The 16,144-nt window shown below is 66.0% G+C and carries 13 protein-coding genes and 1 tRNA gene; 8 read left to right on the top strand and 6 right to left on the bottom strand.

Annotation, left to right across the window (positions count from 1 at the left end; all coding sequences use genetic code 11):
- Positions 1 to 87: 87 nt before the first annotated feature.
- The 5 genes from BM002_RS08330 (at position 88) to BM002_RS08310 (ending at position 6,485) form a co-directional block, all read left to right on the top strand.
- On the top strand, positions 88 to 615 hold the full coding sequence (locus BM002_RS08330) for a c-type cytochrome (RefSeq protein WP_092779423.1): 528 nt from the start codon (positions 88 to 90) through the stop codon (positions 613 to 615).
- 182 nt (positions 616 to 797) lie between these two features.
- Complete coding sequence (locus BM002_RS08325) at positions 798 to 2,651, top strand: extracellular solute-binding protein (protein ID WP_092779421.1); 1,854 nt, start codon at positions 798 to 800, stop codon at positions 2,649 to 2,651.
- Between the two features lie 35 nt (positions 2,652 to 2,686).
- On the top strand, positions 2,687 to 3,769 hold the full coding sequence (locus tag BM002_RS08320; RefSeq protein WP_092779419.1) for a microcin C ABC transporter permease YejB: 1,083 nt from the start codon (positions 2,687 to 2,689) through the stop codon (positions 3,767 to 3,769).
- The gene (locus BM002_RS08315; RefSeq protein WP_092779417.1) at positions 3,766 to 4,875 is read left to right on the top strand and encodes an ABC transporter permease; all 1,110 of its coding nucleotides are present in this window, start codon (positions 3,766 to 3,768) and stop codon (positions 4,873 to 4,875) included. The genes BM002_RS08320 and BM002_RS08315 overlap by 4 nt, the downstream gene beginning before the upstream one ends.
- Positions 4,872 to 6,485, top strand: a complete 1,614-nt coding sequence (locus tag BM002_RS08310) for an ABC transporter ATP-binding protein (RefSeq protein WP_092779415.1) — start codon at positions 4,872 to 4,874, stop codon at positions 6,483 to 6,485. Before BM002_RS08315 ends, BM002_RS08310 begins: the two co-directional genes overlap by 4 nt.
- A 24-nt stretch (positions 6,486 to 6,509) precedes the next feature.
- On the opposite strand, the gene BM002_RS08305 is transcribed toward BM002_RS08310, so the two are convergent.
- Positions 6,510 to 7,778 (bottom strand): D-alanyl-D-alanine carboxypeptidase family protein, encoded by a 1,269-nt coding sequence (locus BM002_RS08305; RefSeq protein ID WP_092779413.1) that lies wholly within the window; start codon positions 7,776 to 7,778, stop codon positions 6,510 to 6,512.
- Between the two features lie 260 nt (positions 7,779 to 8,038).
- Between BM002_RS08305 and hemF the strand changes: the two genes are divergently transcribed.
- Positions 8,039 to 8,932: an oxygen-dependent coproporphyrinogen oxidase gene (hemF, locus tag BM002_RS08300; protein WP_092779411.1), complete on the top strand. Its 894-nt coding sequence runs from the start codon at positions 8,039 to 8,041 to the stop codon at positions 8,930 to 8,932.
- A gap of 1 nt (position 8,933) precedes the next feature.
- Here the strand turns inward: hemF and BM002_RS08295 are convergent, their stop codons facing one another.
- Together BM002_RS08295 and hemE are read right to left on the bottom strand one after the other, a co-directional pair.
- Positions 8,934 to 10,103: an NAD(P)/FAD-dependent oxidoreductase gene (locus BM002_RS08295; RefSeq protein WP_092779409.1), complete on the bottom strand. Its 1,170-nt coding sequence runs from the start codon at positions 10,101 to 10,103 to the stop codon at positions 8,934 to 8,936.
- 27 nt (positions 10,104 to 10,130) lie between these two features.
- Complete coding sequence (gene hemE, locus BM002_RS08290) at positions 10,131 to 11,162, bottom strand: uroporphyrinogen decarboxylase (protein ID WP_092779407.1); 1,032 nt, start codon at positions 11,160 to 11,162, stop codon at positions 10,131 to 10,133.
- 114 nt (positions 11,163 to 11,276) lie between these two features.
- On the opposite strand from hemE, the gene hemC reads away from it, so the two are divergent.
- A complete protein-coding gene (hemC, locus tag BM002_RS08285) occupies positions 11,277 to 12,221 on the top strand; it encodes a hydroxymethylbilane synthase (protein WP_092779405.1) in 945 nt (314 codons plus the stop codon).
- Between the two features lie 62 nt (positions 12,222 to 12,283).
- On the opposite strand, the gene gndA is transcribed toward hemC, so the two are convergent.
- The 3 genes from gndA to BM002_RS08270 form a co-directional block, all read right to left on the bottom strand.
- Positions 12,284 to 13,693 carry an NADP-dependent phosphogluconate dehydrogenase gene (gndA, locus tag BM002_RS08280; protein WP_092779403.1) on the bottom strand — a complete coding sequence of 470 codons (1,410 nt, stop codon included), beginning with the start codon at positions 13,691 to 13,693 and terminating at the stop codon, positions 12,284 to 12,286.
- A gap of 92 nt (positions 13,694 to 13,785) precedes the next feature.
- On the bottom strand, positions 13,786 to 14,328 hold the full coding sequence (locus BM002_RS08275; RefSeq protein ID WP_092779401.1) for a heme oxygenase-like domain-containing protein: 543 nt from the start codon (positions 14,326 to 14,328) through the stop codon (positions 13,786 to 13,788).
- A 223-nt stretch (positions 14,329 to 14,551) separates the two neighbouring features.
- A tRNA-Met gene (locus BM002_RS08270) sits at positions 14,552 to 14,628 on the bottom strand.
- A 103-nt stretch (positions 14,629 to 14,731) separates the two neighbouring features.
- Between BM002_RS08270 and BM002_RS08265 the strand changes: the two genes are divergently transcribed.
- Positions 14,732 to 16,144 (top strand): FAD-binding oxidoreductase, encoded by a 1,413-nt coding sequence (locus BM002_RS08265; RefSeq protein ID WP_245749175.1) that lies wholly within the window; start codon positions 14,732 to 14,734, stop codon positions 16,142 to 16,144.

The raw sequence follows: 16,144 nt of genomic DNA, 5'->3' as shown, positions 1-16,144 counted from the left end.
GCAGGCTCTATCCCTTGCGCGCGACCCATGAAACCACATACATGACCGCGACAGATGACAAGACCCGAATGACGAAGGGGACCCGATATGGACACGATGACGATCACCAAGGCCGGCGGCGCTGTGTGCGGCGCGCTACTGGTGTTCCTGCTTGGCGGTTGGGCGGGCGAAGGCCTCTATCACGTCGGAAGCGCTTCCCATGGTGAGGATCACGCACAGGGCTATGCCATCGAAGTGCCCGAAGCGGGTGGTGCGGTCGAAGTGGTCGACGCCGAGCCCGAGGTGCCGTTCGAGGAAGTCTATGTGAACGCCTCCGCCGAAGAGGGCGAGAGCCTCTGGCGCCAGTGTGCCTCCTGCCACAAGCTGGAAGACGGCGCGAACGGTACCGGCCCATATCTCTATGGTGTCGTCGGTCGCGAAAAGCATCAGGCCGTGGGCTATTCCTATTCCGACGGGTTGCTGGCCACGACCGGAGCCTGGACGCCCGAGAACCTGAGCGCCTTCCTCGAGAACCCCAAGGAATATGCGCCAGGCACCAAGATGGCCTATCGCGGCATGGCCGATGTCGAGGATCGGGCGAACCTGATCGCCTATCTGGCCACCATCGGCGGCTGACCCCGACGACCACAGACACGAAAGCCCGCCCGATCGGCGGGCTTTCTGCTGTCGGGGCGGCGAGAACCCGCACTTTTCCAGACGACTCCGGGCCCTAGATCACCAGCAAGTGTGGCGACAGGCCTTGAATGTCCGGCCCGTGGCTCGTTACCTGCGTCAAAGACCTTTAGGGAGGCTACGTCATGTTTCGTCGGATCGCGCTCATCTCGGCCCTCGCGGCCGCTTCGACCGCCGCAGTAGCACAAGACGGCGGGGGAACCGTCAGCCATGGCTACAGCAATTTCGGCGAACTGAAATACGGACCGGGCGAGCCATTTTCCTATGTGAACCTGGATGCGCCCAAGGGCGGCGAAATCAGCTTTTCCGCAATCGGGACCTTTGACAGCTTCAACGCCTACACCCGTAAGGGGAACCCCGACCGCTCGGGTGATGACATCCTCTATGAAAACCTGATGATCGCGGCGCTCGACGATCCCTATGGCCTCTATTGCAACCTGTGCACGACCATCGAATACGGCGAAGGCCTGGACTGGGTGATCGTCAACCTGCGCGAGGATGTGACCTTCTCTGACGGCACGCCGATGACGGCCGAGGATGTGAAGTTCACCATCGACCTGTTCCTGGAGCAGGGCATCGCCGAGTTCCGGACCATCATCGACGGGTTCTTCACCTCCATCGAGGTGACGGGCCCGCACCAGATCCGCTTTGAGTTCGAGGAGAGCGCCCCGGTGCGCGACCGGATGGGCCTTGTCGGTCTCTGGAACCCGTTTTCCAAGGCCTGGTTCGAAGAGACAGGCGCGCGTCTCGATGAAAGCACCGATACGCCCTTCATGGGCACCGGGCCCTATGTCCTGGGCAGCGTCGATATCGGGCGCTCGGTCGTCTACGAGAAAAACCCCGACTGGTGGGGCGCGGACCTGCCGATCAACCAGGGCCGGTTCAACTTCGACCGGGTCCGGGTGGAATATTTTTCGGACAGTGCCGCGGCCATGGAAGGCTTCAAGGCGGGCGAATACACGTTCCGTCAGGAAAGCTCCTCCAAGGAATGGGCGACGTCCTATGACTTCCCCGCCGTCGCCCAGGGCTATGTCGTCCGCGAGACGCCGCCCGACGGCAACATCACCACGGCGCAAGGGTTCGTATTCAACCTGCGCGAGGAAAAGTGGCAGGACCCGCGCGTTCGCGACGCCGTCCGCATGATGTTCAACTTCGAATGGTCGAACGAGACGCTGTTCTACGGCCTCTACGAGCGGCCCGTGTCCTTCTGGGGCGGGTCCGACCTGGCCGCCGAAGGCGTACCCGGCCCCGAGGAATTGGCCGTGCTGCAACCGCTTGTCGACGAAGGCCTGCTAGACGCCTCGATCCTGACCGACGAGGCCGTGTTGCCGCCCGTCAACGATGCGTCCGGCAATACCCCCGACCGGCGCACGCGTCGCACGGCCCTCGGCCTTCTGGAAGAAGCGGGATGGACTCCCGGCACCGACGGAATGCTGCGCAACGCGGCGGGCGAGACGATGGAACTGGTGATCATCCAGTTCAACCCGACGCTGGACCGGATCATCAATCCCTATATCGAGAACCTGCGTTCGCTCGGCATCGATGCGCGGCTGGAGCGCAATGACCGCGCCCAATACATCGAACGCCGCCGCAACGGCGATTGGGACCTGACCAACCACGCCCCGGGCCAGGATTTCGAGCCGGGACTCGGCCTGCGTCAGTGGTTCGACAGCTCGACCGCCGTGGACAGCAGCCGCAACCTGATGGCGCTGGCCGATCCGGCCATCGACCGGATCATCACCGAGGTGATCGCGGCGGACAACCTCGACGACCTGCGCTTCCGCACCCGGGCCCTCGACCGCGTGCTGCGGGCCTATGGCTTCTGGATCCCGCAGTGGGGCAACAAGGAGCATTGGGTCGCCTATTGGGACGAATACGGTCACCCCGAAGAATTGCCCGCCCTCGGCCTCGGCGTGCTCGACTTCTGGTGGCACAACGCCGAAGGGGCGGCGCGTCTACGGGCCGCGGGGGTCCTTTGATGCGCAAACGGATCTGCATCCGGGGTCGCCGCTGAATGCTGGCCTATATCGTCCGCAGACTTCTGCTGATCATCCCCACCCTTCTGGGGATCATGATCATCAACTTCGCGCTGATACAGTTCGTGCCGGGCGGCCCCGTCCAGCAGATCCTGGCCGAGCTGGAGGGCGGCGGCGATGCCTTTTCGGGGTTCTCGGGCGCCGCAAACGAAACCGTGGGACAGGTCGCGAGCGAGTCGAGCTATGCCGGCGCGCGGGGTCTGCCCGAAGAGTTCATCAAGGAGCTGGAGCGCCAGTTCGGCTTTGACAAGCCGCCGCTCGAACGGTTCCTGAACATGATGTGGGACTATATGCGCTTCGACTTCGGAGAGAGCTATTTCCGCTCGATTTCCGTGGTCGATCTGGTGCTGGAAAAAATGCCCGTATCGATCACGCTCGGCCTCTGGTCGACCCTGCTGGCCTATCTGATCTCCATCCCCCTCGGCATCCGCAAGGCGGTGCGCGACGGGTCGACCTTCGACACCTGGACGTCCGGCGTGGTGATCGTGGCCTATGCGATCCCGGGGTTTCTCTTTGCGATCATGCTGCTCGTGCTGTTTGCGGGCGGGTCCTATTTCAAGATATTCCCTCTGCGCGGCCTCACCTCGCCCGAATTCGACAGCCTCGGGCCAATCGAGCAGGCGCTCGACTATCTGTGGCACATCGCCCTGCCGGTTCTGGCTTCGACCATCTCGGCTTTTGCCGGTCTCACCCTGCTCACGAAAAACTCGTTCCTGGATGAAATCCGCAAGCAATACGTGGTAACCGCGCGGGCCAAGGGTCTGCCCGACCGGCAGGTGTTCTATGGCCACGTGTTCCGCAATGCCATGCTGATCGTGATCTCGGGCTTTCCGGCGCTGTTCGTCAGCGTGTTCTTCGGCGGATCGGTCATCATCGAGACGATCTTCTCGCTCGACGGTCTGGGCCGTCTGGGGTTCGAGGCGGCGGTGACGCGCGACTATCCGGTGATGTTCGGCACGCTCTTCGCGTTCTCCCTTCTGGGCCTTCTCGTCGGGCTGATCACCGACCTGACCTATATCTGGGTCGATCCTCGCATCGATTTCGAGAGCCGCGAAACATGAAGCTGTCGCCCCTCAACCGTCGCCGCCTGCGGAATTTCCGAAAGAATGGCCGGGCCTATTGGTCGCTGTGGGTCTTCGCCGTCTTGTTCGGCATTTCGCTGTTTGCGGAATTCGTGGCGAACGACCGCCCGATCCTGGTCAGCTACCGGGGCGAGCTGCACATGCCGATCTTCCGTTTCTACCCAGAGACGGCCTTCGGCGGCGATTTTCAGTCCGAGGCCGTGTACCGCGATGCCGAAGTGCAATGCCTGATCCGCTCCGGCGGGCTGGAAGATTGCTTCGACGACCCCGAAGGCGTCATCGTCGAGATCGAGGCGACGGGCCTGTTCGCGGGCGAACCGGTGGTCGAAGGGTGGACCGTCTGGCCGCTCATCCCCTACAGCTACAACACCGTCAACGACATCGAGGGTGCCGCCCCCTCAGCCCCTGACGGCGATCACCTTCTGGGCACCGACGACACCGCGCGCGACGTTCTGGCCCGCGTGATCTATGGCTTCCGCCTGTCGGTGGCTTTCGCCCTGATCGTGACGGTCGCGACCAGCATCATCGGCATCGCCGCGGGCGCGGTGCAGGGCTTCTTCGGCGGCTGGACGGACCTGCTGCTGCAACGCCTGATCGAGATCTGGGGCTCCACCCCGTCGCTCTATATCATCATCATCGTCTCGGCGATCATCCCGCTCGGCTTCTGGGTTCTGGTGGGGCTGATGGTCCTCTTTGGCTGGACCTCCCTCATTTCGGTGGTGCGGGCCGAATTCCTGCGGGCGCGCAACTTCGAATACGTCCGGGCGGCCCGCGCGCTTGGCGTATCCAACAGCGTCATTATGTTCCGCCACGTGCTGCCCAATGCCATGGTCGCCACGCTGACCTTCCTGCCGTTCATCGTGACGGGCACCATCGGCACGCTGGCGGCGCTCGACTTCCTGGGCTTCGGTTTGCCGTCCTCGGCCCCGTCGCTCGGAGAGATGACGTTGCAGGCCAAGCAGAACCTTCAGGCCCCCTGGCTGGCCTTCACGTCCTTCTTCACCTTCGCGATCATGCTGTCCCTGCTGGTCTTCATCTTCGAGGGTGTCCGCGACGCCTTCGACCCCCGGAAGACCTTCGCATGAGCACATCCCTTTTGTCCGTCAGGGATCTGCGGATCTCCTTCCGTCAGGACGGTCAGGTCATACCCGCCGTCAAGGGCATCAGCTTTGACGTCAACAAGGGCGAGACGGTCGCGCTTGTGGGCGAATCCGGGTCGGGCAAATCGGTCACGGCACTCTCGACGGTATCCCTTCTGCCCGACAGCGCGACCATCGAAGGGTCGATCACCTATGACGGCGCGCAGATGGTCGGTGCATCGGAAAAGGAATTGCGCCGGGTGCGCGGCAACGACGTCAGCTTCATCTTTCAGGAGCCGATGACCTCCCTCAACCCGCTGCACACCATCGACAAGCAGCTGACCGAAAGCCTGACCCTGCATCAGGGCCTGACCGGACAGGCCGCCCGCGACCGGGTTCTGGACCTGCTCGACAAGGTCGGGATCGCCGATGCCGAAAGCCGCCTCGCCTCCTATCCGCACCAATTGTCAGGTGGCCAACGCCAGCGCGTGATGATCGCCATGGCACTCGCCAACGGCCCCGAATTGCTGATCGCGGATGAACCGACGACCGCGCTCGACGTGACAATCCAGGCGCAGATCCTCGAACTGCTGGCCGACCTGCAACGCCGCGAAGGCCTGTCGATGCTGTTCATCACCCACGACCTCGGCATCGTCCGGCGCTTTGCCGACCGGGTCTGCGTGATGGAGCATGGGTTGATCGTCGAGACCGGCCCCGTCGCCGAAATCTTCGACAGCCCCAAACACCCCTATACCCAGAAACTGCTGGCCGCCGAATCCACCGGCGCCCCCGATCCGGTGCCCGCCGGGGCGCCCGAAATCGCGTCGACCGAGAACCTCAAGATCTGGTTCCCGATCCAGAAGGGCCTGCTCAAGCGCACCACGGGCTACATCAAGGCCGTCAACGACGCGACCCTGTCGGTGCGCGCGGGGGAAACGGTTGGCATCGTCGGGGAAAGCGGCTCGGGCAAGACGACGCTCGCGCTGGCCATCATGCGCCTGATTTCGTCGGAAGGGCCGATCACACTGCAGGGCAACCGCATCGACGGTCTGAAATCCAAGGCCCTGCGCCCCCTGCGTCAGGACATGCAGATCGTGTTCCAGGACCCCTACGGCAGCCTGTCCCCCCGCATGACCGTGGCCGAAATCGTGGCCGAGGGGCTGCGCCTGCATGACACCGGCGACAGCCGTCCGCACCGCGAACAGGTGGCCGAGATCCTGACCGAGACGGGCATCGACCCCGCGTCGATGGACCGCTACCCGCATGAATTCTCGGGTGGACAACGTCAGCGGATCGCCATCGCGCGCGCCATGATCCTGCGCCCCAAGCTGGTCGTCCTGGACGAGCCGACGTCCGCACTCGACCAGACGGTTCAGGTGCAGATCGTGGAATTGCTGCGCGACCTGCAACGGCGATACGGGTTGGCCTACCTGTTCATCAGCCATGACCTGAAGGTCGTCCGCGCGCTCAGCCACAAGGTGATGGTGATGAAGCGCGGCGATGTGGTCGAGGCGGGCGAGGTCAGCCAGGTCTTCGACGCGCCTGCGCATCCCTACACCCGCGCCCTGATGGCGGCGGCCTTCGACATGACAGTCGTGGGGTCGGCGGCGGGCTGACACACGGGCCGCCCGCCATGCCGATCATCCGCTGATGATTACATCGCATTCCACGTCGCGGGCGCGCAGGCGCAGGCAGGCGCGTTCGGCATCGCGCTGGCTCAGCCCGACAAAGCCCGGGCGGAACCCGCCGCGCACGCGGTTCACCTGACGCAAGGCCTGATCCAGCGTGTCGAGTTCCTGAAGCGCGGTGCGCAGCAGCAGTTTGTCGGCCTCGGCACGCGACCCCTGACGGGCCAGCGTGATGCCATAGGGTTGGCCACTGGGCGAGCTGCGGGTCACGATGATCCGCTCGTCCGCGTCGTCGCCGCGCGTGACGGGCGTTCCCGGGGCCGAAGCCGAAGCATAGACGGCGTTGGCCGACGGCGTGCCGCGCATGACCGGGCGCATGGACCGAATGGGCGCCGTGAGCCCGGGGCGCGAAACCGCGGCATAGACGGGCGGCGGCGGCGGTGTCTCGGTTGTGCGCGACGGGGCCATCGAAAAGCCGAGGTCCAGCAGCTCCGCGATCCGGGCGTTGCGGGTCGCGGTGGACCGGCCGCCAAAGACGGTGGCGATGATCCGCACGCCGTTGCGTTCGGCCGACGACACGAGGTTGAAGCCGGCGGCGCTGGTATAGCCGGTCTTGATCCCGTCCGCGCCCTCATAGGAGTCCAGAAGGCGGCGGTTGGTGTTGCGGACCTGGGTCACGCCCGCATCGGTCGCCCGGCGCGAGAACAGGTTGTAATACTCGGGATAGTCATAGAATAGCCGCCGACCCAGATTGCTCATGTCGCGCGCCGTGCTCATGTGGCCCGACTGGGTCAGGCCGTGGGCATTGCGGAAGGTCGTGCTGTTCATGCCAAGCGCCTGGGCCGTCCGCGTCATGCGCAGGGCAAAGGCCTCCTCCGAGCCGGAAATCGCCTCGCCGATGGCGGTCGCGGCGTCGTTTGCGGATTTCACGGCGGCGGCGCGGATCAGATAGCGCAGCGCGATCCGCTGACCGGCGCGCAGGCCCAGTTTGGACGGCGGCTCGCTCGCGGCAAGGCGCGAAATGCGGATCTCTGTATCCAGGGTGATCTCGCCTCGGGCGACCGCCTCGAAGGCGATATAGAGCGTCATCATCTTGGTGAGCGAGGCCGGATGCAGCCGGGTGTCCGCATTGCGGGACCGCAGGACCTCTCCGGTTCGCGCATCCATCACGAATTCCGCATAGGGTGCGGCGCGACCGGGTTGGGCGAAGACGACCGTCAGAAAAGCTGCGGTCAAGACAAGGGGGATCAGACCCGCGAGGGCCTTCCGAATTCTGTTCATGTTCACGCGTCTGCTCTGCCTGTGGCGAACCGATCTTGCGCCGGTCCTGCCTTGTTGATTGGGATCAGCCTAGCCAATCGGCGGCCTCAAATCCACCGTCAGATGGCCTGCCCCGAAAATACCCAGATTCGGCGACAATTCCGCGACATCTGGTGCTTGCGGCCGGCTTTGCCTACAAGACAAGGCATCAAATGTGGCACAAATGGGGCGTCCGTAAGTGACGTCTTGCCAAGTTGACCGACTGCAGGAAAGAAAGACCCATGACCGACGATTCAGCCGAAGGACGCAAGATGCGCGCCGCCACCTGGTTTCGCAGCCTGCGCGATCAGATCACCACTGCCTTCGAGGCGCTGGAAGATGCGGGCGCGCCCGGCCCCTTTGCCGACCTCGCCCCCGGACGGTTCGACGTATCGCCGACTTCGCGCACCGCCGACGACGGGTCTGACGCGGGCGGCGGCATCATGTCGGTCATGCGCGGCGGTCGCGTCTTCGAGAAGGTCGGCGTCAATTGGTCCGAGGTGCATGGCACGCTTGCCCCCCGCGCGCAAAAGGCCATGGCCGCGCGCGGCGTTCCGGGGATGGAGGACGACCCGCGCTTCTGGGCTTCGGGCATCAGTCTGGTCGCCCATATGCGTAACCCCCATGTGCCGGCTGTCCACATGAACACCCGCATGTTCTGGACGCCCCACGCGTGGTGGTTCGGCGGCGGCAGCGACCTGAACCCCTGTCTCGAATACGCCGAGGATACCGCTCATTTCCACGCCTGCATGCAGGCCGCCTGCGATGCGCACGAGGCGGGGCGCTATGACCGGCTCAAGGCCTGGGCCGACGAATACTTCTTCATCCCGCACCGGGGCCGCGCCCGGGGCGTCGGCGGCATCTTCTACGACGATCTGAACACCGGCGATTGGGAGGCGGATTTCGCCTTCACCCAGGACGTCGGCCGTCAGTTCCTGCCGGGCTTCGTGCCACTGGTCGAAAAGCGCCGCGCCGACCCCTGGACCGACGCCGACAAGGACGCGCAGCTGATCCACCGGGGTCTCTATGCGGAATACAACCTGGTCTATGATCGGGGCACCAAGTTCGGGCTGGAAACCGGGCACGACGCCAATGCGGTGCTCATGTCCCTGCCGCCCGAGGCGAAGTGGTACTGACCTAGGGCACCCAGACGGCGCGGAAATCGGTGGCGTAGCCCTCGCCGCTGATGTCCTGCCCCCGGGCGACCATCGCGCCCAACCGGCCCAACTCGTCGCCGCATTTGGCCGCCGCGCCGTTGCCGCCCGTCAGAACGGTCAGCCCCTCGGCCACCCGCGCCACATAGGGAAAACCCGTGTCCGTCCAGACCACGGCGCAGGGTTCGGTATGGGTCGCCTGCACCTTCAGGTCCGGCATCAACTCCCGCATCTGCGTCATCAACCGCGCCCCGACCGCCGCGTCTCCCGTCCCGTGAAACCAGTCGCGCATGTCGGCGGCGCTGTGTATGCGGGGGCTGTCCAGCTGCCCGCCGATCTTGAGATAGAGATGCCCGTCCGGATACCGCACCGGCGGCAGCAAATAGAGGTCGTGGTCCCACCCCTCGGGCACCCAGATCACGCTCGGCATCCCGGCAAGCCGTCTGGCCATCGTCTCGCTGATCCGGGCCAGCGCGATGGTCCGCGCCCAGACCTTCATCGAGGGCACCAGCGGCAGCAGCCCGTCCGACCCGGCGTGCGGGCCGGTGGCGACCACGATCTCGTCGCCCCCGATCCGTTCCCCGTCGGCCAGCGCCACCACATCGCCGTTGCGCGCCACCGCGGCCTGCGGCACGATCCGCGCGCCTGCATGGGCGGCCAGCATGACCTGTGCGTGTCGCATGGCGCGCGGGTCGATCCAGCCGCCGCCCCTGCGCTCGAGGCAGACCTCGCTCTCATCGGGCAGGGCGAGGCCGAGCGCCTCCCAGATATCCCCCGCCGACAGGATCTCGGCACCCTCAACCGATTGGGCGACCGCAAGGAATCCTTCGGTAAAACCCGCCAGCGGCCCGTCGGTCGGCCCGGCCATCAGGGCCCCGACCTCGCGGAAGATGGTCTGGCCCGACCGCGCCTCCAGATCGCCATAGCGCGCGATCGATCGCTGCGACAGCAACGCCCAATCGGGGTCTGCTGCCACCTGCCGGGTGATGCGGGCGGCGTCGAAATGACTGCCGAAGGGGCCCTGCCACTCGGCTTTGACCGCCGGCTCCGGCGCCGCGACCAAGGCGACCCGATGCCCCGCCTCGGCCAGATGGCGGGCACAGGGCGCGCCCATCATGCCGCCGCCGATCACCACGAAATCGAACCGTTCCATGCCGCCCCCTTCGCTCCGGGCGAACCCTCAGGCGTTTTCGCGCAGGGTGTCAATCATCAGGGACACGTTGTCGGGGTTCGCCTCGGGCGTGATCCCGTGGCCCAGGTTGAAGATATGCGGCCCCTTGGCAAAGGCATCGCGGATGCGCCGCACCTCCGACACCAACGCGTCGCCGCCGGTGACCATGTGCCGCGAGGCGAGGTTGCCTTGGGTGCAACCCGACACCTGTACGTGTTCCGCGGCCCATTCCGCCGTGACGGAATCGTCCACCGCCACGCAATCCGCCCCGGTCGCCGCGTGAAAGCCGATGTATCCGTCTCCGCCTTCGCGCGGGAAGGCGATGATCGGCACGCCCGGATGACGGACCTTGAGGGCGCCGATGATCCGCTTGGCCGGGGCCACGGCATAACGCGCGAAATCATCCCCGCGCAGCGATCCGGCCCAACTGTCGAACAGCTTGACGACCTCGGCCCCCGCCTCGATCTGCGCCGACAGGTATTCGATGGTCGCCTCGGTCAGCAGGTCCAGCAGCGCCTCGAACGTCGCGCGGTCGGTGTCCTTCAGCGCGTGGGCCGGCCCCTGATCGGGCGTGCCGCGACCGGCGATCATATAGGTTGCCACGGTCCAGGGCGCGCCCGCAAAGCCGATCAGCGTCGTCTCGGCCGGCAGCGCCCCGGCCAAGTTGCGCACCGTCTGATAGATCGGGGCCAGCGTCTCGTGCACGTCCGCCGCGCCGCGCAGTTTCGCAAGGTCGGCGGGGCCGGTCACCGTCGACAGGCGCGGGCCCTCGCCGGTGACGAACCACAGGTCCGCACCCAAGGCCTGGGGAATCAGCAGGATGTCGGCAAACAGGATGGCCGCATCGAACCCATAGCGCCGGATCGGTTGCAGCGTCACTTCGGTCGCAAGGTCCGGGTTGTAGCACAGCGACAGGAAATCGCCCGCCTCGGCCCGTGTGGCGCGGTATTCGGGCAGATACCGCCCCGCCTGGCGCATCATCCAGATCGGCTGGGTCGGAAGGATCTCTCCGGCAAGCGTTCTCAACAGGGTCTTGGTCATTCGTGTCTCCGGCCGGGTCTGGACAGCGGGTGCCGCCTTGGGCTCAAAGTGTCAAACATCGCGCGAGTGTCAACCTTGCTTGACATATTGCATCCCGTCAGAGACTGCTGAGCCATGGCCCAAGACTTCACTTCCGCACATCCCCTCAAGATCGGCACCCGTGGCTCGCCCCTGGCGCTGGCCCAGGCGCACGAGACGCGCGACCGTCTTGCGACGGCGTTCGACCTGCCCGGCGATGCTTTCGAAATCAACGTCATCAAGACGACCGGCGACCGCATTCTGGACCGCCCGCTCAAGGAAATCGGCGGCAAGGGCCTGTTCACCCGCGAAATCGAGGAGGCGCTGCTGGCGGGCGACATCGACATCGCTGTCCACTCGATGAAGGACATGCCGACCCTGCAACCGGACGGCCTGCTGATCGACTGCTATCTGCCGCGCGAAGATCCACGCGACGCCTTCGTCACGCTCGACGGCGGCACGCTGGCCGACCTGCCGCAGGGGGCCGTTGTCGGGTCATCTTCGCTGCGCCGCCGCGCGCAACTGGCGCTGCGCCGTCCCGATCTGGAGCTGGTGGAGTTCCGCGGCAACGTGCAGACCCGCATGGGCAAGCTGCGCGACGGGGTCGCCCGGGCGACCTTCCTCGCCATGGCCGGCCTCAACCGCCTTGGCATGGACGACGTGCCGCGCACCGCCATCGACACCGGCGACATGCTGCCCGCCGTGGCGCAGGGCGCCATCGGGATCGAGCGGCGCGCCGACGACGACCGCATCGCCGCCATGCTGGCCGCGATCCATCACCACGACACCGGCCTGCGCCTTGCCTGCGAGCGGCAGTTTCTGAAGACCCTCGACGGCTCCTGCGAGACGCCGATCGCCGGCCTCGCCGACCTCGACGGTGACAGGCTGCGCTTCCGGGGCGAGATCCTGAGACCCGACGGGTCAGATGTGCTGACCGTGTCGGGCGACTGCCCCGCGACCGATGGCGCGGCCCTCGGGGACCGCATGGCCCAGGACCTGCTCGACCGCGCGCCCGACGGATTTTTCGACTGGCGCAGCTAATCCTGCGCCGTCCACCCACACGTCACCCGCAGATCACCCACGGATCACCCGTGGATCATACGTCAGTTCTTGGCCCAGGGACCGTGCTGACCGGTCTTGCCGTTGGTGTGCTCGAACCCGTGCAGGCCGAAGTGATCGCGCTGCCCCTGGATCATGTCCGCCGTGCCACGCCCGGTCCGCATCGCGTCGAAATAGGCCAGCCCCGAGGCCAGCGCCGGCACCGGATGCCCATTGAGCGACGCCTGTGCCACCACCTGCCGCAAGGCCCCGTGGGTCTGCTTCAGGATGGCCGAAAAATGGTCTGTATACATCAGGTTGGTGCCCGGTGACGCGTCGAGGACACGGGCCATGTCGTCCAGCATCGAGGACCGGATGATGCAACCCTGTCGCCAGATCTGGGCGATGCGGGACATCGGCAGGTCCCATCCGAAATCGCGCGTCGCCGCCGACAGCATCTCGAAGCCCTGCGCATAGCACAGGATCTTGCCCGCGATCAGGCCCTGCTCCAGCGTGCCATGGTCCAGCCCGTCGAAGGCCTGCGGTGCCGATCCGAAAATCGCCTCCCCCCGCGCCCGCTCATCCCGCCGCGACGACAAATTCCGTGCAACAACAGCGGCTTCGATGGCGGGAACCGGGGCCAGACGGTGCTGGCTTTCGATGGCGGTCCAGCGTCCGGTGCCCTTCTGACCGGCCGCATCCACGATCACCGACAGCAGCGGCTCACCCGTTTCCACATCCCGCGCCCGTGCCACGATGCCGGAGATTTCGACCAGATAGCTTTCGAGCTGACCCTTGTTCCAGGCGTCGAACACATCCGCGATGGCGTCATAGCCCATGCCATGCCCGTCGCGCAGAATGCCGTAAACCTCGGCGATCATTTGCATATCGGCGTATTCGATGCCGTTGTGGACCATCTTGACGAAATGCCCCGCCCCGCCCGGACCCATCAGTGCGGCGCAGGGGTCGGCGTCGTGTTTGGCAGAGATGGCGGTCATGATATCCTCGACCCGCGCCCAATGGTCGGGGTCGCCGCCGCCCATGATCGACGGCCCGTGGCGCGCCCCCTCCTCGCCGCCTGACACGCCGACGCCGAGGAACGGCCACTTGCCCGACGACGCCCGCCGGTCGGTGTCGTGGAACAGCGCGTTGCCGCAGTCGATGATCAGGTCGTCGGCATCCAGCAGGGGCCGCAGCGCGTCGATCTGGGCGTCGACCGCGTCACCGGCGGGCACCATCAGGATGATGGCGCGCGGCTTGGCCAGCGCGTTCACCAAGGCCTCGAGGCTCTCGGTCGGGGTGATGCGGTCGGCCAGCGGGCCTGCGTTGGAGGCAAAGTCGCGAGTCACTTCGGTGGTGCGGTTAAAGACCGCGATGTCGAAGCCCTTGTCGGCGATATTCGATGCAAGGGCCGCGCCCATCGTGCCAAGGCCGATCAGACCGATCCGCGCCCCTGTCTCGTCCTGCGTTCCCATGATCTCTCCACGCCGTGCGATGTTACCGTTAACACGTCCCTAGAGTGCAACCGGGCGGTTGGAAAGGCCAGACCACGAGCGGGCCTGAAGTGTCAGGATTTCAAGCGGCGGGCCTGATCGTGGGCGACAGTCTCATAGAGAACGAACCAGGCGTTCGCCGCCGTCAGAACCCTGTCGGGCAGGGCGCCGTAACCTTCGATTTCCTCGAGGCGGGCACAAAGCGCGCGCCATCCTTCGCTGTCGCGGGGCGCGCTCAGGTATCGGCCGGCAGACCGCACGTTCGCATCCGTGGCGTCCTGCCAGTCGCGCGCCAGAAGTCGCACGCCGAGCCGGGTGCTGTGCCAGACATAGCCCTGGGCCAGTTCCTCGTCCGCCGAAGGCAGCGGCGGGACCTTGCCGTGCATCTGGTGCCCGAGCGCAGTCATATCGGTCCGGATCTGGGCGATGGCGGTGCTCAGGGCCGCGGCCGTCCCCGGATCCGTGGCAACGGGCCACATGGCTTCGAACGTCAGACGCTGCGCCGTCAGGAACCCAGCCAGGCTCTCTGGCTGCTTCAGATCGAACCGGCGGTAAGCGGCTTCGGCCGAGTCCTGAGCGCGGCGTGTGCCGGTCCGCAGGAGGTCTCGCAAATTCATGGTCAGCCTTGATATCATGCCGACGCCGCAGAAATGGCAGCGGTCGGCGCAGGGGAAGGGTAGGCGCGCGTCCTTAACAATAGTTAACGCACGTTCCCGCGCGTGTCAGCCCATGACCTTGCTGCCCCGGAGTAAGGATCCGGACCGGCAAAACGGCCAAAAGCCAGCTTCAATGACAGCAGTCTGCCAAATGCCGGATCGAATTGCAAAGAATGTCGGAAACTGGTGGCGGTGCAGGGACTCGAACCCCGGACACGCGGATTATGATTCCGCTGCTCTAACCAACTGAGCTACACCGCCACTGGCGGGCCAGATACGGCGGCAGCGGCGGTCCGTCAAGCCGGCCTGCATGGCTTTTCTTTCATACGGCCCCGTGGCACGGTTCCGGGCGGAGGAGAACGCCGTGAAAGACACCCCTGACGATCCGTTGGCCGCGTTGCGGACCCTGCTTGGCGATGCCCATGTCCTGACCGGGGGCGACGTCGAGAAATTCGCCCGCGACTGGACCGGCAAGTGGCGCGCCGACCCGCTGGCCGTGGTGCGCCCCGCCAACACCGCCGAGGTGTCGCAGGTCGTCAAACTGGCCGCCGCCTTCGACCTCTCCATCGTGCCCGTGGGTGGCAACACCGGCCTCGTCGGGGGCACGTCCAACACCGGCGCGCTGATGATCTCGCTCGAACGGATGACGACGATCCGCGACATCCGCCCCGCCGCGGGTTTGGCCGTGGTCGAGGGCGGCGCGATCCTGTCCGATATCCACGCGGCGGTAGAGGCGCAGGACATGTTCTTCCCGCTGACCTTCGGGGCGCGGGGCTCGGCCCGGGTGGGCGGCTTCCTGTCGACGAATGCGGGAGGGTCCAACGTGGTGCGCTATGGCCCGACGCGCGGCCTCGTCCTCGGGATCGAGGTGGTGCTGGCCGACGGGCGCATCCTCGATCTGATGAGCGAGCTGCGCAAGGACAACTCCGGCTACGACCTGCGCGACCTGTTCATCGGGGGCGAGGGGACGCTCGGCATCATCACGGCGGCGGTCCTGCGGCTTGTGCCCAAACCCCGGCACCATGCGGCGGCGCTGGTGGCGGTGCGGGACCTGCCCGCGTCGCTGCGCCTGTTGCGGGCGTTGCAATCGGCGACGGACGGCGCGGTCGAGGCTTTCGAGTATATGCCCCGCAGCTACATGACTGCCTTGGCCACGCATCGCCCCGACTTGCGGCAACCCTTCGCTGTCCACGACCACTGCGTGATGATCGACCTGGGCGGCCTCAGCCGTCCGCTTGGCGACGTCATGGAGGCGGTCCTGGAGGCAGGCGTCGAATCGGGTGATGTGCTCGACGCGATGGTGGCCCAGAACGAGGCACAGCGCCGCCTGATCTGGGACATGCGGGAGGCGGCGGCCGAGATCACCTTCACCCGCCTGCCGATCGTCGACAACGACGTGGCCCTGCCGCTCGACGCTGTTGCGCAGTTCATCGACGACATGCATGCGGGGCTTGCGACGTTGGACCCGGGGGCCGACACCCTGATCGTGGCGCATCTGGGCGATGGCAATGTGCATCTTACGGTCTATCCCACCGACGATGGCCAGCTTGATGCGATCCGCGAAATGATCGAGGGCGTGACCGTTTCCTTGGGCGGGTCGATCAGTGCCGAACACGGCATCGGGCTGAGCAAGCTGACCACGATGACGCGCCGCAAGGACCCGGTCGCGCTCGACGTGATGCGGGCGATCAAGACCGCACTGGACCCCGACAACCGCATGAACCCGGGCAAGGTGATCCCCGAGCGGACCGGCGGGGCCGGAACCCCGCCGACCTGA

It is taken from the genome of Jannaschia pohangensis (assembly GCF_900113875.1).
In the GTDB taxonomy this organism is placed as follows: Bacteria; Pseudomonadota; Alphaproteobacteria; order Rhodobacterales; family Rhodobacteraceae; genus Jannaschia; species Jannaschia pohangensis.
The sequence above is the reverse complement of the archived record's forward strand: the minus strand, read 5'-3'. Positions and strand labels throughout refer to the sequence as shown.